General features: G+C 66.9%; 15 protein-coding genes. 6 read left to right on the top strand and 9 right to left on the bottom strand.

Annotation, left to right across the window (positions count from 1 at the left end):
* Positions 1-59 precede the first annotated feature (59 nt).
* The 6 genes from HNP98_RS14140 to HNP98_RS14165 all read right to left on the bottom strand — a co-directional run bounded on the left by HNP98_RS14140 (position 60) and on the right by HNP98_RS14165 (position 11,118).
* Entirely contained in the window at positions 60-1,391 is a 1,332-nt protein-coding gene (locus HNP98_RS14140) for an amidohydrolase family protein (RefSeq protein ID WP_173810734.1), read from the bottom strand.
* A gap of 160 nt (positions 1,392-1,551) precedes the next feature.
* Positions 1,552-3,906 (bottom strand): S9 family peptidase, encoded by a 2,355-nt coding sequence (locus HNP98_RS14145; RefSeq protein ID WP_173810735.1) that lies wholly within the window; start codon positions 3,904-3,906, stop codon positions 1,552-1,554.
* Positions 3,907-3,998: 92 nt separating this feature from the next.
* Positions 3,999-5,825, bottom strand: a complete 1,827-nt coding sequence (locus tag HNP98_RS14150) for a DUF885 domain-containing protein (protein ID WP_173810736.1) — start codon at positions 5,823-5,825, stop codon at positions 3,999-4,001.
* An 80-nt stretch (positions 5,826-5,905) separates the two neighbouring features.
* Entirely contained in the window at positions 5,906-7,738 is a 1,833-nt protein-coding gene (locus HNP98_RS14155; RefSeq protein WP_173810737.1) for a DUF885 domain-containing protein, read from the bottom strand.
* 147 nt (positions 7,739-7,885) lie between these two features.
* A complete protein-coding gene (locus HNP98_RS14160; RefSeq protein WP_173810738.1) occupies positions 7,886-9,730 on the bottom strand; it encodes a DUF885 domain-containing protein in 1,845 nt (614 codons plus the stop codon).
* A 104-nt stretch (positions 9,731-9,834) separates the two neighbouring features.
* Positions 9,835-11,118 (bottom strand): M48 family metallopeptidase, encoded by a 1,284-nt coding sequence (locus HNP98_RS14165; protein ID WP_173810739.1) that lies wholly within the window; start codon positions 11,116-11,118, stop codon positions 9,835-9,837.
* A 113-nt stretch (positions 11,119-11,231) separates the two neighbouring features.
* Here HNP98_RS14165 and HNP98_RS14170 point away from each other — a divergent pair, with 113 nt between their 5' ends.
* Entirely contained in the window at positions 11,232-11,516 is a 285-nt protein-coding gene (locus HNP98_RS14170) for a winged helix-turn-helix domain-containing protein (protein ID WP_173810740.1), read from the top strand.
* A gap of 117 nt (positions 11,517-11,633) precedes the next feature.
* On the opposite strand, the gene HNP98_RS14175 is transcribed toward HNP98_RS14170, so the two are convergent.
* The 3 genes from HNP98_RS14175 to HNP98_RS14185 form a co-directional block, all read right to left on the bottom strand.
* A complete protein-coding gene (locus HNP98_RS14175) occupies positions 11,634-12,116 on the bottom strand; it encodes a DinB family protein (RefSeq protein WP_173810741.1) in 483 nt (160 codons plus the stop codon).
* A gap of 104 nt (positions 12,117-12,220) precedes the next feature.
* Positions 12,221-13,354: a TlpA disulfide reductase family protein gene (locus HNP98_RS14180; RefSeq protein ID WP_173810742.1), complete on the bottom strand. Its 1,134-nt coding sequence runs from the start codon at positions 13,352-13,354 to the stop codon at positions 12,221-12,223.
* 67 nt (positions 13,355-13,421) lie between these two features.
* Positions 13,422-15,245 carry a DUF885 domain-containing protein gene (locus HNP98_RS14185; protein ID WP_173810743.1) on the bottom strand — a complete coding sequence of 608 codons (1,824 nt, stop codon included), beginning with the start codon at positions 15,243-15,245 and terminating at the stop codon, positions 13,422-13,424.
* 223 nt (positions 15,246-15,468) lie between these two features.
* On the opposite strand from HNP98_RS14185, the gene kaiC reads away from it, so the two are divergent.
* The 5 genes from kaiC to HNP98_RS22255 all read left to right on the top strand — a co-directional run bounded on the left by kaiC (position 15,469) and on the right by HNP98_RS22255 (position 24,257).
* Positions 15,469-17,208, top strand: a complete 1,740-nt coding sequence (gene kaiC, locus HNP98_RS14190) for a circadian clock protein KaiC (protein WP_173810744.1) — start codon at positions 15,469-15,471, stop codon at positions 17,206-17,208.
* A gap of 15 nt (positions 17,209-17,223) precedes the next feature.
* The gene (locus tag HNP98_RS14195; RefSeq protein WP_246275142.1) at positions 17,224-17,559 is read left to right on the top strand and encodes a circadian clock KaiB family protein; all 336 of its coding nucleotides are present in this window, start codon (positions 17,224-17,226) and stop codon (positions 17,557-17,559) included.
* A 3-nt stretch (positions 17,560-17,562) separates the two neighbouring features.
* Positions 17,563-17,898, top strand: a complete 336-nt coding sequence (locus HNP98_RS14200; RefSeq protein ID WP_317171113.1) for a circadian clock KaiB family protein — start codon at positions 17,563-17,565, stop codon at positions 17,896-17,898.
* Positions 17,895-19,619, top strand: coding sequence for a sensor histidine kinase (locus HNP98_RS14205; protein ID WP_173810745.1), 1,725 nt, complete (start codon positions 17,895-17,897; stop codon positions 19,617-19,619). Before HNP98_RS14200 ends, HNP98_RS14205 begins: the two co-directional genes overlap by 4 nt.
* 564 nt (positions 19,620-20,183) lie before the next feature.
* The gene (locus tag HNP98_RS22255; protein WP_173810746.1) at positions 20,184-24,257 is read left to right on the top strand and encodes a T9SS type A sorting domain-containing protein; all 4,074 of its coding nucleotides are present in this window, start codon (positions 20,184-20,186) and stop codon (positions 24,255-24,257) included.
* Positions 24,258-24,370: the final 113 nt, after the last annotated feature.

The raw sequence follows: 24,370 nt of genomic DNA on the forward strand, positions 1-24,370 counted from the left end.
TGCGCGTGGCCCGGCTCTGTGGGTCGAGGGGGGAAACGTCGGCGTTGAAGCAGCGGGCCTCACTTGGGCCGCAGCTCGTTCTTTACTACTTTTCCGCCCTTCATCACGAAGCGCACCTGCTCCAGGGCGGTGATGTCGGCCAGGGGGTCGCCTTCCACGGCGATGAGGTCGGCGGCCATGCCCGGCGCCAGGGCCCCTATTTTGTCCTTCAGGCCCAGCAGCTCGGCCCCGTTGAGGGTGGCGGCCCGGATGATTTCCAGCGGCGATAGGCCGGCCGCGGCGTAGGCCCGGAACATCTGCAGGCTGCTTTGGCCGCGCGTCTTGCCGGGCACTTGGTAGTACTCATCAGAGCCGGCCGCAATCCGCACGCCGGCTTTCACGGCGCGGGCCAGGCGCTTGTTGTTGCCGGCGGCAAATCCCTGCGCGCCTTGCTGGTACTGCTGGCGCTGCTCGGGGGTGGCGCTGGCCGGCGCGGGGAAAGCGCTGGTATAAAATTCGGCCGGGTAGTCGGTAGGCACCAGAAAAATCTTCTTAGCGGCCATCATTTTCAGCACGTCGTCGGGCACGGTGTAGGCGTGCTCGATGGAGTTCACCCCGGCCTCGGCGGCGATGCGCGTGGCCTCGTCGCCGATGGCGTGGGCCGCCACGGGCCGCCCCTCCCGGTGGGCTTCTTCCACGATGACCTTCATTTCGGCCAGCGACACCACCCGCGGGTCGGTGTTCACGATGACCTTGATGCAGTCGGCCCCGTCGTAGAGGGCCTGGCGCACGGCCCGGCGGGCCTCTTCCACGCCGCTGATGGCCACGTACTCCTGCGCCACCAGGGCCTGGGCGGCGGGCGTGAGCTGCCCGAACTGCCCGCCCGCCGCGGCCAGCGCCCGGGTGGAGGCCACGATGCGCGGCCCCACCACCTCGCCCTTGGCAATGGCGTCGCGCAGGGCCACGTCGCCGTTGTGGCCGCTGTTGCCCAGGTCGCGCACCGTGGTGATGCCGGCCTCCAGGTCTTCGCGGCCCATGGCCGCGCCCAGCAGGGCCCGGCGCGCGGTGCTCAGCGTGGCCACGGTCAGGAGCATGTTGTTGTCGTCGCCGCCCAGCTCGGGCCGGTAGTTTTGCAGCAGGTGGGTGTGGGCATCAATCAGGCCGGGCAGCACCAGCGCGTTGCCCAGGTCAATGACCTCGGCTCCGGCCGGAATCGGCAGATTGGCACCGGCCTGGAGAATGGTTTCGCCCTGCACCAGCACCACGCCGTTGGCAACGATGCGGCCGGTGCGAACGTCCAGCAAGCGCCCACACTTCACCGCCCGGATGGCATTGGGTGCGGGCGTTTGGGCCAGGGCCGGCCCGGCGGTTAGCAGGGCCAGGGCCCAGCGGAGTAAAGAAAAGGAGCGCATAAAGTGGGGAAAGTGGGCAAGTGATTTATTATCAGTGTTTTTAACTAAAAGAAAGGGCCAGCAAACTGCCCTGCCAGCCCAGGCAAGGGGCCCACGTAACCGAGCCGCTCCTGGTTTCTTCAGCGAACGGCGGTTTTTTGTCCAGTTGCTTTCCCTTTCTTTATAGCGCCCCGTCGCGCGGGTCGGTCTTGGGCAGCATCTTGTAGTCTTGCGGCGGCTCCATGCCGGCCAGGTTGCGCACGAAGTAGTCCCACCGGCGCCGGGTCATGTAGGGCGCATCGGGGCCGTAGGTGTGCTGCGCCTGCGGAAACACTACCAAGTCGAAGGTTTTATTCGCTTTGATTAAGGCGTCGACCACCAACATCGTGTTGTAGGGCGGCACGTTGTTGTCCATCAGGCCGTGAGCCAGCAGCAGCTTGCCTTTGAGGTTTTTGGCCAAGGGCGCGTTGGCCTGCGCGCTGTAATTGGACGTGCCGTCGGCCTGCGGCGTGAGCAACCCGACGTACCGCTCCCCCCAACCACTTATGTAGCTGCGCTGGTCGTGGTTGCCCGACTCGGAAATGCCTACTTTGTAGAAATCCGGGTAGCGAAACATGGCTGCCGCCGCCGCGTACCCGCCGCCGGAATGGCCCCAAATGCCGACGCGGTTCAGGTCCAGGTACGGGTACTTCTGAGCCAACTGTCGCAGCCCGGTCACCTGGTCAGAAAGGGTGTTTTCGGCTGGGTTGCCGTAGCACGCATCCTGAAAGCTCTTGGAGCGGTACGGGTTGCAGCTGCCTTCAATCAGCACCACCACGAAGCCCAGCTCGGCCAGCGCCTGATTATCCCCCCGCGCCGCGGCAAACGACCAGCCCCCGGTTGCACTTACCGTACCATATTGCGGCCCTGGGTAAACGAGGTTGACCACCGGATACTTCCGGCCCGGGTCCAGGGTGGATGGCGTGTACATCAGGCCATAGAGGTCAAATTGTCCGTCCTGTGCCTTGACCATAATGGGCGTTGGCGGCTTCCAGCCAATCGCGGTGAGCCGCGAAATATCGGCTTTTTCTAGGGGCAGCACAACCCGGCCGTCAGGAGCGCGCAGCAGGCTAATGGGGGGCGCGTTATACTGTGAATAGTTGTCGATGAAATAGCGGCCCGAGGGCGCGAACGTGGCCGCGTGGTTGCCGGCCTCGGGCGTGAGCAGGGTGAGATGCTTGCCGTCCATGCCAATGCGGTATAGGTAGGTGAAGTAAGGATTTACCTGCTCGCGGCCACTGGCCAGGAAGTAAAGCTGGCGGGCTTTCTCGTCCACCCGCACCAGTCGCCTCACTGCCCAGCTCCCTTTCGTAATCTGGTGCTTGAGCTTGCCGGTAGCAGCATCATAGAGGTAGAGGTGCCCCCAGTTATCGCGGGCCGAGCACCAGATTACTTCCTTGGTTTTAGGCAGGTAGCGCCAGTTGGTGACTTCGCGGCCTGATTCAAAAAACGTCGGTACTGTTTCGGAAAAGACTTCCCGCACGCGGCCAGTAGCAGCGTCCGCCACGCGGAAGTTCACTCGTTTGCTGTCGCGCGAACTGGATACAAACGCCAGTTGCGTAGCATCTGGGCTCCATTCAACATCCCCCATTCTTCCCTCACATGCCAGGTTGAGGCAGCCCGTGTTGCCGCGGGGGTCAGGGGCCAGCTGAAGGTGAACCACTTTCGGCTGGTCCACCTCTAGGATGACCCGTTCGATGCTGATAACGTTCTGGTCGCCCACATAGGGGTACTTCCAGGTTTTTAGCGTCGGCTGGCCCACGTTGGTCGTCACCAGGTACATGTCGCTCACCTGGCGCTGGTCCTGCCGGAAAGTGGCGATTTTACGCGAGTCGGGCGACCAGAGCAGCACCGGCTTGTCGGTGGTCGCGTAGCCCGAGTTGTCGGTGGCGTAGCCATAGTCCTTGATGCCGTCGGTGGTCAGCGCAGTTTCTGCCTTGGTCTTGGTGTCGCGCACCCACAAGTTGTAGTCACGCAAAAACGCCACCCGCCGGCCGTCGGGCGACGCGACTTCATTTAAGGCACTGGCCACGGCGCTCGCGCTCAGGGCTGGGATGGGGTCGGCACTGACCTGGCCACTAGCCACTTCGTATTGCCAATTCTTGTCCCCGGTCGCGAATAGTAACTGTTTCTCATCGGGCGAAAACGTGAAGGTGCGAAACGGCAGGCGGGCCGCCTCGTAGGGTTTGCCGCTGGCCGTGCCCAGGGACGCCGCCAGCTTAGCCGGGTCGAAAGCGGCGGTTTTGGTCTTGCGAACCGGGTCCACCAGAACGAACTCGCTGCCCTGCGGCGTCAGCACCCGGTACCAAAACCGGTCGCCAGCCAGCCAGGTTGGCGCGCCCATGCTGCGGTCGACTAGCGGCAGGGTATTGTAGCCCAGGAAGCCCTCGGCCCGAGCGTAGTCCTTGGCCGTGAGGGCGGGCAGCTGCTGGGCCGAGGCCGTTGCCGAAACTAGAAATGCTGTGGCCGTGAGCAGAACCAGGAAGTACTTGTGCATAGAGCGAGAGAGAAGAATGGTGAAAATCAAAAGAGAAGCCCAGGAAAGCAGTTCGCTAGCCAAGCAGGTGCGGTGACTAAATCTGCTGAATGCTACCGCTGCCCCGCCGCCCAGGCGTCCATCCGCCGCTCCAGCACGGCCAAGGGCATGGTGCCGCCCGCCAGGATTTCGTCGTGGAAAGCACGCAGGTCGAACTTGGGTCCCAGCTGCTTTTCGTAGCGGGCGCGCAGCTCCCGAATTTTCAGCTGGCCCACTTTGTAGGCCAGCGCCTGGCCGGGCAAAGACATGTAACGCTCGATTTCGGACGTGGCAAACTGCTCGCTGGTGGCTTCATTGGCCAGCATGTACCGGATGGCTTCTTCGCGGGTCATGGTGCCGGTGTGCAGGCCCACGTCCGTTACCAGGCGGATGGCACGGTGAACGTCGAGTATCAGGGCGCTCATTTGCTGGTACGGGTCGGTGTAGAGGCCCAACTCCGGGCCCAGGCTCTCGGTATACAGTCCCCAGCCTTCGTTAAACGCCGAGTAGCTGCCGAAGCGGCGGAACTTGGGTAGGGCGGTGTTTTCCTGTTGCAACGACACCTGGTAGTGGTGGCCCGGAATGGCTTCGTGCAGAAATAGGGTTTCCATCGCCGAGTTGGTGACGGTGTTGAACTTGGTGGCGTCGAGAATGGGCACGTAGAAAATGCCCGGCCGCGAGCCGTCCGCCGTGCCGCGGCTGTACTGGGGCGCGGCCGATGCCGCTCGAAACGCCTCGGTGGCCCGCACCTCAAATCCGGTGCGGGGCACCCGGCCAAACAGCTTGGGCAGGTTGGGCGCCATGCGGACCTGAATGGCCGCGAAGCCCGCCAGCACCTCGGCCTCGGTTTTATAGGGCGTGAAGCGCGGGTCGGTGTTCAGAAACGTGAAAAACGCGGGTAAATCGCCCGGAAAGCCAACCTGTGTTTTAATCTTTTCCATCTCGGCGCGCAGGCGCTTCACCTCCGCCAGGCCGGTTTGCGAAAGCTGGGCGGGCGTGCGGGCGGTGGTGGTCCAGAAGCGGATGGCCTGGGCATACATCGCCGGGCCGCCGGGCACGGCCCCGATGCCGCTGCTGGCGCGGGCCCGGGGCAGGTACTCGGTTTTCAGAAACCGGGCCAGCCGGGCGTAGGCGGGCACGAGCTGCGTGCGGATGGCTTGCTGATAGGTGGCCGTGAGGCGGCTGCGGTCGGCGTCGGTGAAGGTGGCCGGAAACTTCGTGAGCGGCCCGTAGAACAAGCTTTTGGCCGGGTCCGTCACCACGAAGCTTTCGAGCTGCGGAATCATCTTCCCCACCAAGGCTTTGGGCAGCACCACGCCGGCCCGCATCCCGCGCCGAAAGTTGCCGATGGCCGAGTCGGCCCAGACAGGGAAACCGCCCACGCGCCCGAGCCAGTTGTCGTAGTCCTGCACCGTTTTGAAGGGCTGGTTGCCCGTACCCGCGCCCAGCTGGCCCATCGAGTTGGGAAAGCTAGCGAATTGGGTAAAGGGCAGCATCCAGGTAGGCTGCTGCAAGTCGGCCAGCTTGGTGCTCAGGTCGTAGTCGAGGATGTCGTAGCTGGTTTGGTCGTTGACGCTGAGAGCTTTGCGGTCAGTTTTACGCAGCTGGGCCTGGTATTTTTGATAAAACGCCCGCACCTGGCTGCGAAAGGCTTGGGTCTGGTCGTTAGGCAGCTGGTCGTTGTAGCGGTTATCGCCCTGCGTCGTAGCTGCCAGCGGAAACAGCCGGGCCTGCTCGTCCCAGTAGGCCTCAAACAGCGCTGCCAGCGGCGCGGAGGCAGCTTTGGGCACCGCTGCCGCAGTGGTTTTCGCGGCTAGTTTGGTTTTTTGCGCCAGCGCGGGCGCAAACGGGCAAGTGACCAGCAGGGCCAGGACCCAGCGGAGTAGAGAGAATCGACGCATAGAGCGAAGAAGAAGGATAAGTACTTTGTTGTTAATATTTTATGGCTAGCTCAAAGGCCCAGCAAACTGCCCTACTCCGCCTACCGCTGCCGGGCGGCCCAGGCATCCATCCGCTTTTCCAGCACAGCCAGGGGCATGGCACCGCCGTCCAGGATTTCATCGTGAAAAGCACGCAGGTTGAATTTGGGGCCCAGCTGTTTTTCGTAGCGGGCCCGCAGCTCGCTGATTTTGAGCTGCCCGGTCTTGTAGCCCAGCGCCTGGCCCGGAATGGCCATGTAGCGCTCTACTTCGGCCGTCGCACTTTGCTCGCTAATCGCCTCGTTGTCCAGCATGTACTGGATGGCTTGCTCGCGAGTCAATTGGCCGGTGTGCAGGCCGGTATCCACCACCAGGCGCAGGGCCCGGTGGATTTCCGCGCCCAGGTGGCCCATCAATTGATTTGGGTCGGTAAAGACGCCCAGCTCCTGCCCCAGGCTTTCGGTGTACAAGGCCCAGCCTTCGACGAAAGCGTTATAACTGGCCATGCGCTGGAAGCTGGACAGGTTGGGGTTTTCCTGCTGCAAGGACAGCTGAAAGTGGTGGCCCGGAATGGCCTCGTGCAGAAACAGCGTTTCCATCGCCGGGTTGGCGGCCGGGTTGAACTTGAGCGGGTCGAGAATGGGCACGTAAAACACGCCCGGCCGCGAGCCATCGGGGGCCCCGGGAAAATACTGGGCCGAGGCCGAAGCCGCCCGGAAGGCCTCCGTTTGGCGCACTTCAAACCCGGTTTTGGGCATGTGATTAAACAGCTTTGGCAGCGCCGGTGCAATGCGTGCCTGCACGGCCCGGAAGGCGTCCAGCACCTGCTGGTCGGTTTTGAAAGGCCGGAATTGCGGGTCGGTGTTTACGAACGCGAAGTAGGCTTTCAGGTCGCCTTTGAAGCCGGTTTGCGTTTTCACGCGCTTCATCTCGGCCTTGATGCGGGCTACCTCGGCCAGGCCGATGGCGTGAATCTGCGCCGGGGTGCGGGTGGTGGTGGTGCCCACTTCGGCGGCGTAGGCGTAGCGGGCCGCACCCTGGGGCAGCGCGTTGTAGCCCGCCGTGGCGCGGGCCCGGGGTAAGTATTCGGTTTCGAGAAAGTCGGCCAGCTTCTGGTAGGGAACCAGCACGTCGCGCCGGATGGCGGCCTGGTAAAGCGTCGTCAGGCGGGCTTTATCGGCCGGCGAGAAGCTGGCCGGAAACGCCGCTACCGGGCCGTAAAACAAGCTTTGGGCCGGATCGGCCACCACCATCGCACGCAACTGGGGCAGCAGCTTCACCACCAAGGCTTTGGGCAGCACCACGCCGGCTCGCATCCCGCGCCGGAAGTTGGCAATGGCCGAGTCGTTCAGGGCCGGGAAGCCGCGCAGGCGGGCCAGCCACCGGTCGTAGTCGAGCACCGTCTTAAACGGCTGCGGGCCCTTGCCCGACCCGAATAAGGGCAGCACGTTGGGCAAGGACTGAAACTGGTTGAACGGCATCAGCCAGTTGTTGAACCGAAACTCCGCCAGCTGCTGCGTCAGCTCATAGTCCAGGATGTCGTAGCTCAACTGGTCGGCCGGGCGGAGTTGGGCACGTTTAAACGTGTGGAGCTGCGCCCGGTACCGCTGGTAGAAAGTCCGCGCCGTGTCCCGGAAGGCTTGGGTCTGGTCGTTGGGCAGCCGGTCGTCGTACTTGTTGTCGCCCAGAAACGTCGCAAACACCGGGAACAGCTGGTTTTTGCGGTCGTTGTATTGTTCTAACAGCGCGGCTAGCGGGGCCGAGGCAGCCGGCGGTGCCGGCGCATTGGCGGCGGGTTTCGCAGCAGGTTTGCCTTTTTGCGCGGTTGCGGCGTGTGGCGGGGCAGCGGTGAGCAGGGTGCCGGCCGCGAGCAGGGGCAGTAACAGTTTTTTCATGAAGGGAAATCTGAACATTTGAGCGCACAAGAACGACCAAATAATGAACTATAAGATTAAATAATATTCACTTTACTACAATACTGGGCAAAAAGAAAGCCCCGGTAGCGGGGCTTTCTTTTTGAAAAGCAAACGGCACGGGGCCCGCTACTGCGCGTCGGCCCAGCGGGTCATCTTCTTGTCCAGCACGTCCAGCGGCATCACGCCGTCCTTCAGCAGCTCGTCGTGGAAAGCGGCGAGGCTGTACTTGTCCCGGTACTGGCCGGGGTAGTGCTCGCGCAGGTGCTCGCCGCCGCCGAGCTTTTGTTCAGCCCGGTTGCGCAGCTCCCGGATTTTGAGCTGGCCGATTTTGTAGCTCAGCGCCTGCCCGGGGATGGCCATGTAGCGCTCGATTTCGGCGGTGGCGGCGGCGCGGGTGGTGGCTTCGTTGGCCAGCGAATAGGCAATGGCCTGCTCGCGGGTCAGGCCCTGGCTGTGCATGCCCGTGTCCACCACCAGGCGCACGGCGCGGTGCATTTCCTGGCTCAGGGCCCCCAGGTACTCGTAGGGGTCTTTGTAGAGGCCCAACTCCTTGCCCAGGCTCTCGCAGTACAGGGCCCAGCCCTCGCCCATGGCCCCGTACCAGGCAAAGCGCCGGAACTTGGGCAGGGCGGTGTTTTCCTGCTGTAATGAAACCTGGTAGTGGTGCCCGGGGATGGCCTCGTGCAGGAACAGCGACTCCATGCCCGGCGTGCGGTACTGGGTGGCGTCCAGGATGGGCACGTAGAAGATGCCGGGCCGCGCGCCGTCGGGCGTGCCGGCGTTGTACTCGGCCGAGGCCGAGGCGGCGCGGAAGGCTTCGGTCTGGCGCACCTCAAACGGCGTTTTGGGCACCCGGGTGAACAGCTTTTTCAGGTTGGGCTGCATCCGGGTTTGAATGGCGCGGAAGCCGTTGAGCACGTCCTCGGGCTCTTTGTAAGGCATGAAGCGCCGGTCGGTTTTCATGTACTCGAACAGCGCCTTCAGGTCGCCGTGGAACACGAGCTGCGTGCGCACGGCGTTCATCTCCTGCCGGATGCGGGCCACCTCGTGCAGGCCGATGTCGTGGATTTCGGCCGGCGTGCGGCGGGTGGTTGTCCAGTTTTTTACCAGAAACTCGTATTGCGCCTTGCCGCCCGGCAGGGCCCCGTGGCCAGTGGTGGCGCGGGCGCGGGGCAAGTATTCCTTCGCCAGAAAGTCGCCCAGCTTTTTATACGTCGGGGCCAATTCGGTGAGGATGGCCTTTTGGTAGGCAGTGGTCAGGCGGGTTTTGTCGGCGTCGGCGAAGCCCTTGGGCAGCAGCGTGATGGGGCCGTAGAACAGGCTCTTGGCGGGGTCGCTCACCACCAGGTCGCGCATCTGGGGCACCATCTTGGCCACCAGCGTTTTGGGCAGCACCACGCCGGCCTTCATGCCCGCCCGAAAGTTGGCGATGGCCGAGTCGGCCCAGACCGGGAAGCCGTGCACGCGCCCCAGCCAGTTGTCGTAATCCTGGACGGTTTTGAACGGCTGGGCCCCCGTGCCGGCCCCGTACTGGCCCAGCGAGAGCGGCAGGCCCCCGAACTGGTTGAAGGGAATCATCCAGCTGTTGGGGAAGTCGGCCCCCACGGCCAGGCCCAGCTTGAGGCCTTCGAGCCGCGTTTGCAAATCGTACTGCAAGATGTCGTAGCTCACCCGGTCGCCCACGGCCAGCTTGGCGCGGTCGAAGCGGCCCAGCCGGCCCAGGTAGCCCTGGTAGAGGCCGGCGAGCGAGTCGCGGAAGGCGCGGGTCTGGTCGTTCACCAGGCGGTCGTTGAAGCGGTTGTCGCCCTGGCTGGTGGCGGCCAGCGGAAACAGCGGGGCCTGCCGCTCCCAGTAGCCGCCGAGCAGCGCGGGGAAATCGGCAACGGGCGTGGCGGCCACCGGGGCCTTGGTCTGGTTGCAGGCCGCGAGCCCGGCCAGGGCCCCCAGGCCGGTGAGAAGAAGTTTGCGCATAAGGTAAAGCGGCCCTGAAATAGTTGAATTTGATGCTGCCCGGCCACCAGCCGGCCGGCCGCCGGCCCGCAAAGTAGGCAGGTTTTGCGGGCCCCGCCGGGGCCCTAGCGCCCGTCGAGGTGCTCGGCCTTCCAGCGCATGGCCGACTGCGCCCGCGTGCGCCCGCTGGGGTGGTCGAAAAAGATGATTTCCTCCAGCGGCGTGGGCTCGATTTTGCGGTATTCCGACAGCTTCATGGCGATGGTGGCGAAGCCGTCGGGCTGGCGGGCCGCGTTCAGCCCGAACATGTCGGCCTCCTGCTCGTTGGTGCGCACGATGGTGTTGGTGACGGGCGTGGCCAGAAAACCGGCCACTGCAAACAGCGCCGCCAGCAGCGGCAGGCCGCCCACGTCGGCCAGCCCCGCCACGCCCCACCGGGCCCCGTAGCGGCGCACCAGTCGGCCAAACGCCCAATCAACTCCCCAAAAGCTAATGCCCACCAGCAGCAGCAGAAATACCAGCATCTTGGGGATGTGGTTCAGCACGTAGTGGCCCAGCTCGTGGCCCATCACGGCCTGCACTTCGGCGGGCGTGCAGCGGCGCAGCAGGTTGTCGTTCAACGACACGCGGATGGTGCGGCCCAGCCCGCTCACGTTGGCGCTGATGCGCTTGCTCTGCTTTGAGGCGTCGAAGTAGTACACGTTGTCGGCGGGCACGCCGTTGGCGCGGGCCATGCTGAGGATGCCCGCCCGCACCGGGCCCGCCGGCAGCGGCGTGTAGTGGTTGAAGAGCGGGCTGATGAACACCGGCCCCACGGCCACCGCCACCACCATGAAAACCCCCACGATGGCCGTGCCCCACACCCACCACCGGGCCCCCGCGCGCCGGATGGCCCCGTACAGCGCCAGCACCAGCAGGCTGCCGAGCCCCACTGACAGGGCCAGGGCCGTTAAATCTTCGCCCAGCCAGGCCCCGAACGTCTGGTTGGAAAGCCCGTACTGGTGCTCGCGCACAAAGCCCTCGTACACCGTGAGCGGGAAGCTCAGCCCCGCCGCCAGCAGCAGGTACAGCGCCGCGTAGGCCCAGTTGCGCTGCCACAGGCGGGGCAGCCGCGCCGTGCGGGCCCGCAGCCACCGCGACCAGCCCAGCCCCAGAAACACGCCCGCCACGCCCAGCGCGTACACCAGGTCCCAGAGCTGGAGCCAGTACCCGCCCTCGAAGTAAGCATCCGACTTGGCCTTCTGGGCCGGGGTGAGGGTGTCGAGGTAGTGCCGGGTGGCGGCCTCCACGTCGAAGGCCGGGCGGCGGGCCGCGGCCGTGTCGGCCGGGGCAGTTTGCGCGGCGGCGGGCCCCGCCGATGCGGCCGTGCCCACCGTCAACGCCAACAGCAAGAGTAGTTTGTACAGCATCCGCAGCGTAGGTTAGGGTGAGTGCGGCCGGCCGGGGCCCCGCATCCGCAAGCTACGGCACGGGGCGGCCCGGGCAAAGGGCCCAACGAAAAGCCCAGCGCGGGGCCACCGTTGTGGGCCGCTACTCGTTCGTGCCCCTGCGCCAGGAGCTGTGGCTCGACGGGCAGCTCAGCGCCACCCTCTCGCACCGCGAAACCGAGCTGCTGCGGCTGCTCGTGGCCCACCAGCCCCGGCCCCTCGACCGCCAAACGGCCCTGCTCCAGCTCTGGGGCGACGACTCCTTCTTCCACGCCCGCTCGATGGACGTATTCATCTCGCGCCTGCGCAAGCACCTGCGCCACGACCCCAACATCGTCATCCTCAACCTGCGGGGCGTGGGGCACCGGCTGGTGGCGTAGCCCCGGGGCCGCCGGTAAGAAGTCAGCCAAAGATGGATGTAAATGCCTGATTAGTACCACACCTTCAACCCAAGACAGAAGCTAATAGCCAGCAGCTAAAAGCTAAAAGCCAATAGTTCACACCCAGTCGCCCAGCAGGCGTTGCAGCAGCACGATTTGGCCGGTGTGGTAGCCTTGGTGGTCGCCGATGAGCAGGGCCTCGCGGAAGATGTTCTGGCCGGTGCCGTGCGGCAGCGGGGCCAGCAGGTCGGTGGCCGGGTCGTTCAGCAAGTCGATGAACCGCTCCTGGTCGTGGGCAATGGCGTAGAGGGCGGCCTGCCAGCCGGCTTCGTCCACGGCCGCGCCCGGGGCGGGCCAGTAGCCGGCCGGCCACGCGGGCGACACGTGCGCCGGGTCGAGGCAAAACGCTACGATGTCGTGCTGCGCGATGCGCAGGTGCTCCACCAGGTGCCAGATGGTGTAGGGCAGGCCCGGCACGGCCCGGTTGCGCAGGGAGGCGTCGAGCCCGGCGCAGGCCTGCGCGAAGGGCACGTGGGCGTTGCCGCCGGCCATCAGCTCAATTAATTCCGCGACGAGGGCGGCCCGGGCTTGCGGTTCCATAAGGTGTTGGCGGTGGGGCAAGGTTGCCGGCCGGGGGCGCGGCGGCCGGGGCCCAAAAAAGCCCGGCACGGGGCCGGGCTTTCGGGCAGCGCACGGCGGCGGGGCTACTTCACCGGCGTCAGCAGCTGGGCCAGCTTGGTTTGCAGCTCCTCGCCGCGCAGGTTGGTGGCCACGATTTTACCGGCGGGGTCGAGCAGGAAGTTCTGGGGGATGGACTGCACGCCGTACTGCTGGGCCACGGCGTTCTGCCAGTACTTCAGGTCCGACACCTGGTGCCAGACCAGGCCGTCGGCGGCAATGGCCTTCACCCAGGCCCCCTGGCCGCTTTCCTTGTCGAGCGACACGCCCAGGATGGTGAAGCCCTTGTCCTTGTAGGCGTTGTAGGCCACCACCACGTTGGGGTTTTCCTGGCGGCAGGGCCCGCACCAGCTGGCCCAGAAGTCGATGAGCACGTACTTGCCGCGCAGCGACGAGAGCGTAAGCGGCGTGCCCTCGGGCGTGTTTTGGGTGAAGTCGGGCGCCAGGGCCCCCAGGGCCACCGCTTGCAGCTTGGCAATCTGGGTCGCAATTTTCTGGCCCTCGGGCGTGGCCCGCACCCGGGGCGAAAGCTTCTGGAACAGCGCGTCGTAGTCGGCCGCTTTCGGGGCGTAGCCCACGGCTTGCTTGATGGCAAACAGACTGAACCGGTCGTCGGGGTGGGCCGCCACGAAGTCGGTGGCCACCTTCTTTTCGCCTTCGGCGATGGCATCGAACTTGGGTTCGAGCGCGTCCATGGCCGGCTTGTCCTGCTTGGCGCGAGCGGCCATATACTGCTTGCCCAAGGCCTTGTCTTGCGCATTCAGCGGCTTGAGTTGAGTGTCTAGCTGGGCCTGCAATGCGTTGAGGGGCGTGCCCGTGATGGTGGCCTTGGCGGCTGAATCGGCGGTAACCACTTTTACGGTGCCCTGCTCAAGGTATAGGATGCTCATATCGTGCGTTTTGTTCAGCCGCGTGCCTTGATGAGCAAATAAGAGGGTGCCCCGCGTGGGCCCCGGCACGGTGCCTTTAAACGAGAATGCACCCTTTTTCAATACTGCCGAGTCCGTCACTATTTTGCCAGCGATAGGGTAGCCGAGGTAGACCTTATCGACGGCCTTGGGGTTGGCGACTTTGCCTTTCAGTACGAAAGTTTCGGCCTGGGCCTGGGCCTGGGCCAGCAGGGGCAGGGCCCCGAGGGCCGCGGCGAAGAGGAGTTTCATTGGGCAAAGAGAATTGGTGCGAAGAACCAAGATAGGGCCCCCGAAGCAGTTACGTAAAGATGCCGCGCTACTTCACCCCCGCGGCCCAGGCGTCCATCTTCTTCTCCAGCACGGCCAGCGGCATGGAGCCGTCCTTGAGAATCTCGTCGTGGAAGGCGCTGAGCGAGAACTTAGGGCCCAGCTGCTGCTCGTACTTCGTGCGCAGGGCCCGGATTTTCAGGGCCCCGATTTTGTAGCCCAGCGCCTGGCCCGGGATGGCCATGTAGCGCTCCACGGCCGAGGTGGCGTCCGGGGTGCTCAGGGGCAGGTTGGCGAGCATGTACTGGATGGCTTGCTCGCGGGTCAGGTTGCGGCTGTGCAGGCCGGTGTCCACCACCAGGCGCACGGCCCGCAGCTGCTCGTCGCCCAGGGCCCCCATGTACTGGTAGGGGTCGGTGTAGAGGCCCAGCTCCTTGCCCAGGCTTTCGCAGTATAAGGCCCAGCCTTCCACGTAGGCGTTCTGGCCGCCGAAGCGCCGGAACTTGGGCAAGCTCGTGTTTTCCTGTTGCAGCGAAATCTGGTAGTGGTGCCCGGGGATGGCCTCGTGCAGGAACAGCGACTCCATGCCCGAGGTGGTGTTGAACGTGGTGGCGTCCAGAATGGGCACGTAGAAAATGCCCGGCCGCGAGCCGTCCGGGGCCCCCTGGTTGTACTCGGCCGAGGCCGAGGCGGCGCGGAAGGCCTCGGTCTGGCGGATTTCAAACGGCGTTTTGGGCACGTGGAGGAACATCTTTTGCAGGTTGGGCTCCATGCGCTGGTGGATGGCCTCGAAGGCGGCCAGCACCTGGGCCGGCGTCTGGTAGGGCATGAAGCGCTTGTCCGTCTTCATGTATTCGAAGAAGGCTCGCAGGTCGCCCTTGAAGCCCACGCTGGCCTTTACCCGCTCCATCTCGGCCCGGATGCGGGCCACCTCGCCCAGGCCCAGCTGGTAAATCTGGGCCGGCGTCATATCGGTCGTGGTGGAGTTGGCCACCAGGTAGGCGTACATTTCCGGGCCGCCGGGCAGGGCCCCCAGGCCGCTGGTAGCGCGGGCCCTGGGCAGGTACTCGGTTTGCAGGAAGGCCCCCAGCTTCTGGAACGTCGGGTTCAGCTCCGTGCTAATTGCCTGCTTGTAGGCGGCCGTCAGCCGGGCCTTGTCGGCGGCCGAAAAGTCCTTCGGGAATTTGTTGATGGGGCTGTAAAACAGGTTCTTGGCGGGGTCGGCCACGGCCAGGTCGCGCAGCTCGGGCACCATTTTCACCACCAGGGCCCGGGGCAGCACCACGCCGGCCCGCACGCCGGCCCGGAAGTTGGCCACGGCCGTGTCGGCCCACACCGTGAAGCCCCGCACCCGGCCCAGCCAGTTGTCGTAGTCCTTCACCGTTTTGAAGGGCTGGATGCCCTCGCCCGAGCCCATCTGGCCCAGCGTCAGCGGCAGGGCATAAAACTGGTTGAAGGGCATCATCCAGGTGTTCAGCTTGAGCCCGGCCAGGCTTTGCTGCAGCTGGTACTGAAAGATGTCGTAGCTGAGCTGGTCGTTGGGCCCCAGCTGGGCGCGGTCAAATTTTTCCAGGCGCGTCAGATAATCCTGGTAAAAGGTGCGCAGCGTGTCGCGGTAGGCGCGGGTGCCGTCGTTGGGCAGCTGGTCGTTGTAGCGGTTGTCGCCCTGGGCCGTGGCCGAGAGCGGGTCGAGGCGCGACTGCTTTTCCCAGAAGGCGTCGAACAGGGCCCCCAGGGCCTGCGGGTCGGTTGGGGCCGCGCCGGTGGTGGCCGAGTCGGTGGCCGCGCCGCTGGTGGCGTCGGCGGTTTTGGTTTGGTTGCAGGCCGTGGCCAGGGCGGCGGTGGCCAGCCCGGCGAGGAGGAGTTTTTTCATGGGGCGTTCAGCGGAAAACGAAATCGACCGGCAAGCTACGGGCCCGGCGAGACAATGAAGGTGACGGATTACCTTCGTTTGGGCGGCAACTTGTCCGCCGGCACCGTTGTGCTTCGGCCGCGCGGCCCCGGGCCGGGGCCGGCGGCCAACGGGTTTGCGGCGCCCCACGCGCCCCTTAGTAGTTCCAAAACTGCTTTAACTTTGCCCGCGTACACCCCATTCTATGCGAAAGAAACCCCTGGCCGCGGCCCCCGCGCTGCCCCGGCTGCCCAAGGCCCCCACCGGCATCGACGGCCTCGACGAAATCACCGAGGGGGGCCTGCCGCGGGGCCGGCCCACGCTGGTCTGCGGCAGCGCGGGCTGCGGCAAAACGCTGCTGGGCATCGAGTTCCTGGTGCGCGGCATCCAGCAGTTCGGCGAGGCGGGCGTGCTGCTGAGCTTCGAGGAAACCGCCGCCGAGCTGGCCGCCAACGTCACCTCCCTGGGCTTCGACCTGGGGGCCCTGCAAGCCAACAAGCAGCTGCGCATCGACCACGTGCACATCGACCGCGCCGCGCTCGAAGAAACGGGCGAGTACGACCTCGAAGGCCTGTTCATCCGCCTGGGCTACGCCATCGACGCCATCGGGGCCAAGCGCGTGGTGCTCGACACGCTGGAAGCCCTGTTCGCGGGCTTCACCAACCAGGCGCTGCTGCGGGCCGAAATCCGCCGGCTGTTCGGCTGGCTGAAGGACAAGGGCGTGACGGCCGTCATCACCGCCGAGCGCGGCGAGCACACCCTCACCCGGCAAGGGTTGGAAGAGTACGTGTCGGACTGCGTCATCCTGCTCGACAACCGGGTGATTGACCAGATTACCACCCGGCGGCTGCGCGTGGTGAAGTACCGCGGCAGCACCCACGGCACCAACGAGTACCCCTACCTCATCACCGAAGAAGGCTTCTCGGTGCTGCCCGTCACCTCCCTCCGGCTCGAGCACGAAGTGTCGGACAACATCGTGTCGTCGGGGGTGCCGGGGCTCGACGCTATGTTTGGGCGCGGCGGCTGGTTCCAGGGCACCAGCACGCTGCTCACCGGCACGGCCGGCACGGCCAAAACCACGCTCGCCGTTGCCTTTGCCCTCGCCGCCTGCCAGCGCGGCGAGCGCTGCCTGTACTTCGCCTTCGAGGAATCGCCGGCCCAGCTCGTGCGCAACATGCGCTCCGTGGGCCTCGACCTGGCCCCGTACATCGCCAGCGGCCTGCTGCGCCTCGAAGCCTCGCGGCCCACCCTCAGCGGCCTGGAGCGCCACCTCGTGGTGGTGCACAAGCTCATCGGGCAGTTCCGGCCGCAGGCCGTCGTCATCGACCCCATCAGCAACCTGGTTTCGGTGGGCAGCGCCAGCGAAGTGCGCAGCATGCTCACGCGGCTGATTGACTACCTGAAGGTGCACGGCGTCACGGCCTTGTTCACGGCCCTCGTCAGCGGCAGCCGGGGCCTGGTGGAGCTGGCCGAGGAAGGCGTGTCGTCGCTGGTCGACACCTGGATTTCGGTGCGCGATCTCGAAGGCATCGGCGAGCGCAACCGCGGCCTGAGCATCCTCAAGTCGCGGGGCATGGCCCACTCCAACCAGGTGCGCGAGTTCGTGGTAACCGCCCGCGGCGTCGAGCTGCTCGACGTGGTGATCGGGCCCCTGGGCATCGTGACGGGGGCCGGCCGCCTCAGCCAGCGCCTGCAGGAGCAGGCCGTGGCCCGGGCCGCGCAGTTCGAGGTGGACCGCAACGACCGCGAGCTGGAGCGCAAGCGCCGGGTGCTGGAAGCCACCATCAACAACCTGCGCACCGAGTTCGAGTCGGTGGAGGAGGAGCTGCGCCGGGTGAACGACCAGGCCCAGGCCCGCCAGCAGGCCCAGGACCGCGACCGCGGCACCCTGGCCGCCGGCCGCCCCAGCGGGGGGCCCAGCGCCCCATCCGAAACCCCTGCTTAGGCCGTATAAAACTGCATGATGACTGATACGAGGGAAGTGCTGGCGGGGAATGCGTTGCCCGCCCCAGGGGAAACGTTCGAGCTGCGCCTGTACGTGGCCGGCCAAACGCCGAAGTCGGTGGCCGCGCTGGCCAACCTGCGCCGCTACTGCGAGCAGCACATGGAGGGCCGCTACTCGCTGGAAGTGATTGACTTGCTGCAACACCCGCAGCTGGCCGAGGGCGACCAGATCCTGGCCGTGCCCACGCTGGTGCGCAAAGTGCCCGAACCCATGCGCCGCGTCATCGGCGACCTCTCGAACGAGGAGCGGGTGCTGGTGGGGCTCGACATCCGCCCGCGCGGGGCCCGCTAAGCCGTGGTTGCCGCCGAACCCACCCCGCCCGCCGACGACCTGCCCGAACCGACGGCCGAGTTCGTGTTCCACCTCTACGTGACGGGGGCCACGCCCAACTCGACGCGGGCCGTGCGCAACTGCAAGGAAATCTGTGAGCTGCACCTGGCCGGCCGCTACGGCCTGCTGATTGTGGACATCTACCAGCAGCCCCACCTGGCCCAGCAGGAGCAAATCATCGCGGCCCCCACGCTGGTGCGGGTGCGCCCGCTGCCCCAGCGCCGGCTCGTGGGCGACCTCTCCGACCGGGCCGCCGTGGTGGCCGCCCTCAGCCTGCCGCCCGCCCCGCCCTTGCCATGACGACGACGCCCGCAACGCCTGCCCCCGACGACCTGGCCCGCGAAAACGACGAGCTGCGCCACCGGCTGCGCGAAGCCGAGGAGTTGATTGCCGCCGTGCGCACCGGGGCCGTGGACGCGCTGGCCATCCAGGGGCCCGAGGGGCCCCGCATCTTCACCCTGCAGGGGGCCGACGAAAGCTACCGCACCCTTATTGAGCAAATGAACGAGGGGGCCCTGCTGCTCAGCCCCGAGGGCACCGTGCTGTACGCCAACGCCGCCCTGGCCGGGCTGCTGGGCCAGCCGCTGGCGGCGCTGCTGGGCAGCGCCTTCGCGGCCTTCGTGCCGCTTGATTTCCAGGGCTACTGGGCCGGGCTGCTGGCCCGCGGCTGGGCCGGCAAGGCCCGGGGCGAGCTGCCCCTGCAAAGCCCGGGCGGCCCGCTGCGGCCGTTTGCCGTGTCGATGAACGAGATGCTGTTCAACGGGGCCCCGGCGCTGGCCGTGCTCGTGACGGACCTCTCGGCGCAGCAGGAAATCAGCGACATCCGGGCCCTGGTGGCCGAGCAAAACGCCCTGCTCGGCCGCGCCAACGAGGAGCTGCTGCGCCAGCAGGCCGCCCGCCAGGCCGTGGAGCAGGCCGCTGCCGAGGCCCGCCGCGTCCTCGAAGGCATCCCGCAGATTGCCTGGACGGCGACCCCGGCCGGCGTCAACACCTACCTCAACCGCCGCTGGTTCGACTACACGGGCCAGGCGTGGCCCGCCCCCGCCGACCGGCCGGTGACCCGCCTCATCCACCCCGACGACCATGCCGCCGCCCTGGCCCACCTGCGCCACAGCCTGGCCACCGGCGAGCCGCTGGACGCGGAGTTCCGCATCCGCAACGCGGCCGGCTACTACCGCTGGATGCTGGGCCGGGCCCTGCCCTCGCGCGATGCCCAGGGCACCATCGTGCAGTGGATTGGCACCTTCACCGACATCCACGAGCAGCGGCTGGCCCTGGAGCGGGAGGCCCAGGCCCGGGCCGAGCTGCGGGCCAACAACGAGCAGCTCACCCGCGTGAACGAGGACCTCGACAACTTCGTGTACACGGCCTCGCACGACCTCAAGGGCCCGATTACCAACCTCGAAGGCCTGGTGCAGGCCCTTGCCGCCGAGCTGCCGGCCGCCGCCTGGGCCGGCGACCAAGTGCCGCCCATCCTGGCCATGATGCAGGACTCGGTGGACCGCTTCAAGCGCACCATCGAGTCGCTCGCGGCCATCATCGAGGTGCAGAAGGAGGCGGCCCTGGCCCCGGAGCCCGCCGCGGTCGACGTGCGGGCCGTCATCGCCGACGTGTGCCTCGACCTGGCCCCCCAGCTGCAAGCCGCCGGGGGCCGCCTCGACGTGGCCGCCGAGGGCTGCCCGCCGGTGCCCCTCGCCGAGAAAAACCTGCGCAGCGTGGTGTACAACCTGCTCAGCAACGCCATCAAGTACCGCGCCCCGGAGCGGCCGTTGCGCATCTGCCTCGCGTGCCGGGCCGTGGCCGACGAAATCGTGCTGGCCGTGCGCGACAACGGCCTGGGCCTGGACCTGGCCGACGAGGAGCGGCTGTTCGCCATGTTCCAGCGCCTGCACGACCACGTGGAAGGCAGCGGCATCGGCCTGTACATGGTCAAAAAGCTGGTGGAAAACGCCGGGGGCCGCGTCGAGGTGCAAAGCCAGCTGGGCGTGGGCTCCACGTTCTCCGTGCATTTTCGCCGCTAGAGCGGTTTCGGCGGCGGAACGGCGTAGCGACGCCGCCTAGCGTCTCGGTCGGTGGTGCGCGTGCCCCGGCACCGGGTGCGGTGCAACTGCTGGCGCAGTGCAGTTTCGGGCAAGCGTGGGCCGCCCGGGCGTTGGGCACCGGCCAAACCGGAGGCACCGGGACACGTTTTTGTCCCGCGTGGGAGCTGACGCGCGCAACTACTCAGAACGGGACAGCGGCGCAGCCGGACACTTCCGGCCCGTCCGGCCGCCTTTCAACGGCGGCGGCCCGCAGCCGCGGCGCTGGTCCCGCGGGTGCCGGCCGCCGGGTGCCCCGCCAACCCGCCGGGCCCCCGGCGCGCCCGTGCCCGAGCACGCCAATGCAGAAAATTATATTTATAGAATTTTCATATTTGAAATATAAACCATATTTTTGATGAATGCTTTAAAAGTTGCTATTGCCTAATTACTGCTATTATAAATGTTACTATTTATTTTAAAGTACAATTTATAATTCTTAATATGCCATCATAGTCTGTTCCGATTGCCTCACCCGTTGCCCATCCACCCTTTTCCTTCTTTGCTATGACCATAACGATTACCCCGCCGCCGCGCGCGCTTTTCCGCGGGCGGGCCGCTCTTGCGCGTGCCTGGGCCCTGCTGCTGGGCCTGCTGGCCGCGCAGGCCCAGGCCCAGACCATCACCTTCCCCCGCGCTGCGCCGTTCAGCGGCACCAGCACGTCGAACTTCACCCTCGGCGGCACGGCCCAGCTCACGGCGGCGGGCACCACGCCCCTGGACGCCGCCGGCGCGGGGGCGCTGCGGCTCACCAACGCCGTGGGCAACCAGGCCGGCTACGCCATCGACAACCTCACGTTTGGCACGCCGAACGGCTTTAGCATCGCCTTCGAGTTTTTCGCCTACGGCACCACCAGCACCAGCGGCACGCCGGCCGTGCCGGCCCCGGCCGACGGCATCAGCGTGTTTTTGGTGGACGGGGCCGGCACCGACCCGGGCGCGGGCCAGTTCGCCATCGGGGCCACGGGCGGCTCGCTGGGCTACGACAAGAAAACGGCGGCCCCCGTGTCCGCGGGCGTCACCAAGGGCTACCTGGGCATCGGCCTCGACGAGTACGGCAACTACTCCAACCCCACGGAGGGGCGCGTGGGGGGGGCGGGTTTCGTGCCCAACGCCGTGGCCCTGCGCGGGCCCTACGACCCCGTGACGCCCACCAACGGCTACGCCTACCTCGCCGGCACCGGCACGCTGGGCTTCAACCTGGCCGCCGGCGGCAGCGCCCGCGTTACGGCCCCCGCCGCCGCCGGGTACCGCAAGGCCTACATCAACGTGATTCCGGTGGTGAACGCCGTGTCCGGCGCGGTCACGTACCGCATCACGGTGCGAATTCAGAACGGGCAGACACTGACCACCACCGTGAACAATGTGACGGTGACCAACCCGCCGCCCACGCTGCGGGTGGGCTTCGCGGCCTCGACCGGCGGCAACAACAGCATCCACGAGATTCGGGCGCTGGAAATTGTGCAGGCCCCCATCGCCAACGACGACCTGACCGGCACCCGCTACAACGCGCCGGTGGTGTTCAGCGTGCTGGCCAACGACGCGGTGCCCAGCGGGGCCCCGGCCATCGACCCGGCCACCGTGGACCTCGACCCCACGACCGTGCCCATCGACCACGCCTACACCGTGCCCCAGGGCACCTTCACCGTCACCAACACCGGGGCGGTGACGTTCACGCCCGTGGGCAGCTTTTCGGGCACGTTCGCGATTCCGTACACCGTCAACAACCTCAACGGCAACATCTCCAACCCGGCCACCATCACGGTGGTGGTGACCGGGGCCGACGTGGCCTCCGCCGTGAGCGGCCCGGCCAGCGCCAACCCGGGCTCGACCATTGCCTACGCGGTGACGACCAGCAACAACGGCCAGGAAACGGCCACCAACGTCATCCCGACGCTGCAACTGGCCGTCGGGCTGACCGGTGTGGGGGTGCCGACGGGGGCCACCTACAACGCCGTTAGCGGCGTGGTTACGTTTGCCCAGGCCACGCTGGTGGCCGGCGCATCGGTCACCAACACCGTGACCGTGACCATCCCCGCAGCGGCGGCGGCGGGCACCGTTTACACCAGCACGGCCAACTACGCCTACCCCAGCGGCCAAGCAGTGCCCGACGTGGTGCCGGGCAATAACTCGTCGGCCATTACCACCACCGTGGCCGGGGCGGCCAACATTGCCGGCGCCTGCGCCATGCCCGGCAAAGACGGCCCCGTGACGCTGAATGGTACCGCAATGCCCAACACGTACTACCCGGGCCTGACGGCCGCGGCCGGCAACAAATTCCTGACCGTGGGTACCACGCCCACCGGCAACACGGCGGCCCCCATCGCCGCTGGCGACCTGCTGTTAATTATGCAGATGCAGGGCGCGAACATCGACGTGACCAGCACCGCCAGCTACGGCGCCGTGAGTACCACCAACTACACCGCCGGCCAGTACGAGTACGCCGTGGCTGCCAGCGGCGTGGACGGTGCCGGCAACCTACAGCTGGCGGGGGCCCTGGGCAAAACGTACGCAAACGCGGGGCCCACGGGCGGCAACACGGGGCAGCGCCGCTTCCAGGTTATCCGGGTGCCGCAGTACTCGTCGCTCACCATTGCCGGCACGGTAACAGGCCTGGCCTGGAACGGCACGACCGGCGGCGTGCTGGCCATGGACGTGGCCGGGCAAACCAATTTTGGCGTCGGCGGTACGCTGGACATGAGCGGTAAAGGCTTCCGCGGCGGGGCCGGCCGGCAAAGCACCAGCAGCGGTAGCACCACCTCGGCCCTCGACGAAAACACCTACCTCACCGCCGCGGGCAATATCCACGGCTCGAAAGCGGAAGGCCTCGCGGGGCGGCCGCTGTCGGTGTACGACGGCACAGCCGCGCAAACGGACGCCGCCAATGCCTACCTCAACGGCAGCTACGGCCGCGGGGCCCCGGCCACGGGCGGCGGCGGCGGCAACAACGGCACGACGACTAACAAGAAGAACTTCGTCGCCACCGCCGACGCGGGCGGGGGCGGCGGGGCCAACGGGGGCGCGGGCAAGACGGGGGCGAACGGCGGTGCCAACGCCAACGGCGGCACCGGCGGGGCGGCGTCGACCACGCTCACGACCGACCGCTTGCAGCTGGGCGGCGGCGGCGGCGCGGGCACCAACAGCACGGCCACGCCCCTGCAATCGAGCGGCGGGGTGGGCGGCGGCCTCGTCGTGGTGCGCTCGGGCACCGTCGTGGGCACCGGCACCATCCTGGCCAACGGCACCGCCGGCACCAGCCCCCTCGCGACGCAGGGCGGCGGCGGCGGCGGCGGCGCGGGCGGCACGGTGCTGCTGACGGCTGATTCCGGCCTGGGCCTGGTCAGCGTGCAAGCCAAGGGCGGCGACGGGGGCAGCACCGCCCCCAGCGGCGGGGGCGGGGGCGGCGGCATCGTTTACAGCACGGCTGCGGTCACCTCGTCGGTCACGGCCGGTGCCGGCGGTACCGGCGGCGGCCCGGGCCTGGCCAGCACCAACATTAACCTGGCAGGTAGCCTGTCGGGCACTGCCTGCGCGCCGGCACCCACCGTTGCGCTGCGGGCCACAACCCCGCAAGTGACGCGCTCGGGCAGCGGCGTGAACCCGGCTTCCTACGTGATGACGGTGTCCAACACCGGCGGCGGCTTCACGGGCCTGAGCGCCGTGCCGGCGCTGGCCACCAACAGCGCGGGGCTGTTCACCTACGCCAGCACCACCGGGGCCCTGCTCCGCTACGCCGACGGCACCACCAAAGCCCTGGTGGCGGGCACCGACTACACCGCGCCCACGGTTGGGGCAACGGCCCCGGCGTTTGTCCTCAACCCGTTGCTCAGCGTGCCGGCCGGGGCCAGTGTGGAGTTCGGCTTCAAGGCCAACATCGCCCCGGCGGCGGTTAATAACGTGGCCTACCAGTCCAACGCCGCCGCTACTTACCTCGACCCCCAGCGCATCATCGCCCTGCTCACGGCCCCGGCCACGGCCTACACGAGCCCGGGCGGCACCCTCGCCCCCGACGCGGTGACCATCGTGGCCCCGCTGCCCGTGGAGCTGACCAAGTTCACGGCCGTGGCCGTGGGGGCCGACGCGCTGCTGAACTGGCGCACGGCCCAGGAGCTGAACAACCACCACTTCGACGTGGAGCGCTCGGCCGACGGGCAGGCCTTTCAGAAAGTCGGGGCCCTGCCCGGCCACGGCACCGTGAGCACAGCGTCGGACTACCGCTACACTGATACCGGGGCCGGGGCGCTGGGCATCGGCGTGCTCTACTACCGCCTGCGGCAGGTGGACAACAACGGGGCCTGGAACCTGACCCAGCCCGTGGCGGTGGCCTTTCGCCGGGTGGCCAACGCCGCGGTGGCCGTGTTCCCCAACCCCACCACCGGCCAGGCCACCCTGGACCTGAGCGGCCTGCCCGCTGGCACCTACGCCGTGCAGGTGCTGGACCTGACGGGCCGCGTGGTGCTGCGCTACGCCTACCAGCCGGGCCCCCAGCCCCTGGACGTGCGGCCCCTGGCCAGCGGCACCTACTTCGTGCGGGTGCAGGGCAACGGCGTCAACGCCACGCTGCCGCTGCTGCGCCAGTAAGCGGAAGCGCCCATCGGCTTGCGCATAAAGTAAAGCCTCCGGCCCCCGCCGGAGGCTTTTTTGCGTTGTGCACCCGGGCGCGGCGGTCGGCCGGCAACGTTTCGGCTGCTCGA

The organism is Hymenobacter caeli, assembly GCF_013294115.1.
GTDB classification, from domain to species: domain Bacteria; phylum Bacteroidota; class Bacteroidia; order Cytophagales; family Hymenobacteraceae; genus Hymenobacter; species Hymenobacter caeli.

Coding starts and splice junctions, on each gene's coding strand:
- HNP98_RS14140 (WP_173810734.1), bottom strand. CDS start 1,391: ATGCGCTCCTTTTCTTTACTCCGCTGGGCCCTGGCCCTGCTAACCGCC.
- HNP98_RS14145 (WP_173810735.1), bottom strand. CDS start 3,906: ATGCACAAGTACTTCCTGGTTCTGCTCACGGCCACAGCATTTCTAGTT.
- HNP98_RS14150 (WP_173810736.1), bottom strand. CDS start 5,825: ATGCGTCGATTCTCTCTACTCCGCTGGGTCCTGGCCCTGCTGGTCACT.
- HNP98_RS14155 (WP_173810737.1), bottom strand. CDS start 7,738: ATGAAAAAACTGTTACTGCCCCTGCTCGCGGCCGGCACCCTGCTCACC.
- HNP98_RS14160 (WP_173810738.1), bottom strand. CDS start 9,730: ATGCGCAAACTTCTTCTCACCGGCCTGGGGGCCCTGGCCGGGCTCGCG.
- HNP98_RS14165 (WP_173810739.1), bottom strand. CDS start 11,118: ATGCTGTACAAACTACTCTTGCTGTTGGCGTTGACGGTGGGCACGGCC.
- HNP98_RS14175 (WP_173810741.1), bottom strand. CDS start 12,116: ATGGAACCGCAAGCCCGGGCCGCCCTCGTCGCGGAATTAATTGAGCTG.
- HNP98_RS14180 (WP_173810742.1), bottom strand. CDS start 13,354: ATGAAACTCCTCTTCGCCGCGGCCCTCGGGGCCCTGCCCCTGCTGGCC.
- HNP98_RS14185 (WP_173810743.1), bottom strand. CDS start 15,245: ATGAAAAAACTCCTCCTCGCCGGGCTGGCCACCGCCGCCCTGGCCACG.
- kaiC (WP_173810744.1), top strand. CDS start 15,469: ATGCGAAAGAAACCCCTGGCCGCGGCCCCCGCGCTGCCCCGGCTGCCC.
- HNP98_RS14195 (WP_246275142.1), top strand. CDS start 17,224: ATGATGACTGATACGAGGGAAGTGCTGGCGGGGAATGCGTTGCCCGCC.
- HNP98_RS14205 (WP_173810745.1), top strand. CDS start 17,895: ATGACGACGACGCCCGCAACGCCTGCCCCCGACGACCTGGCCCGCGAA.
- HNP98_RS22255 (WP_173810746.1), top strand. CDS start 20,184: ATGACCATAACGATTACCCCGCCGCCGCGCGCGCTTTTCCGCGGGCGG.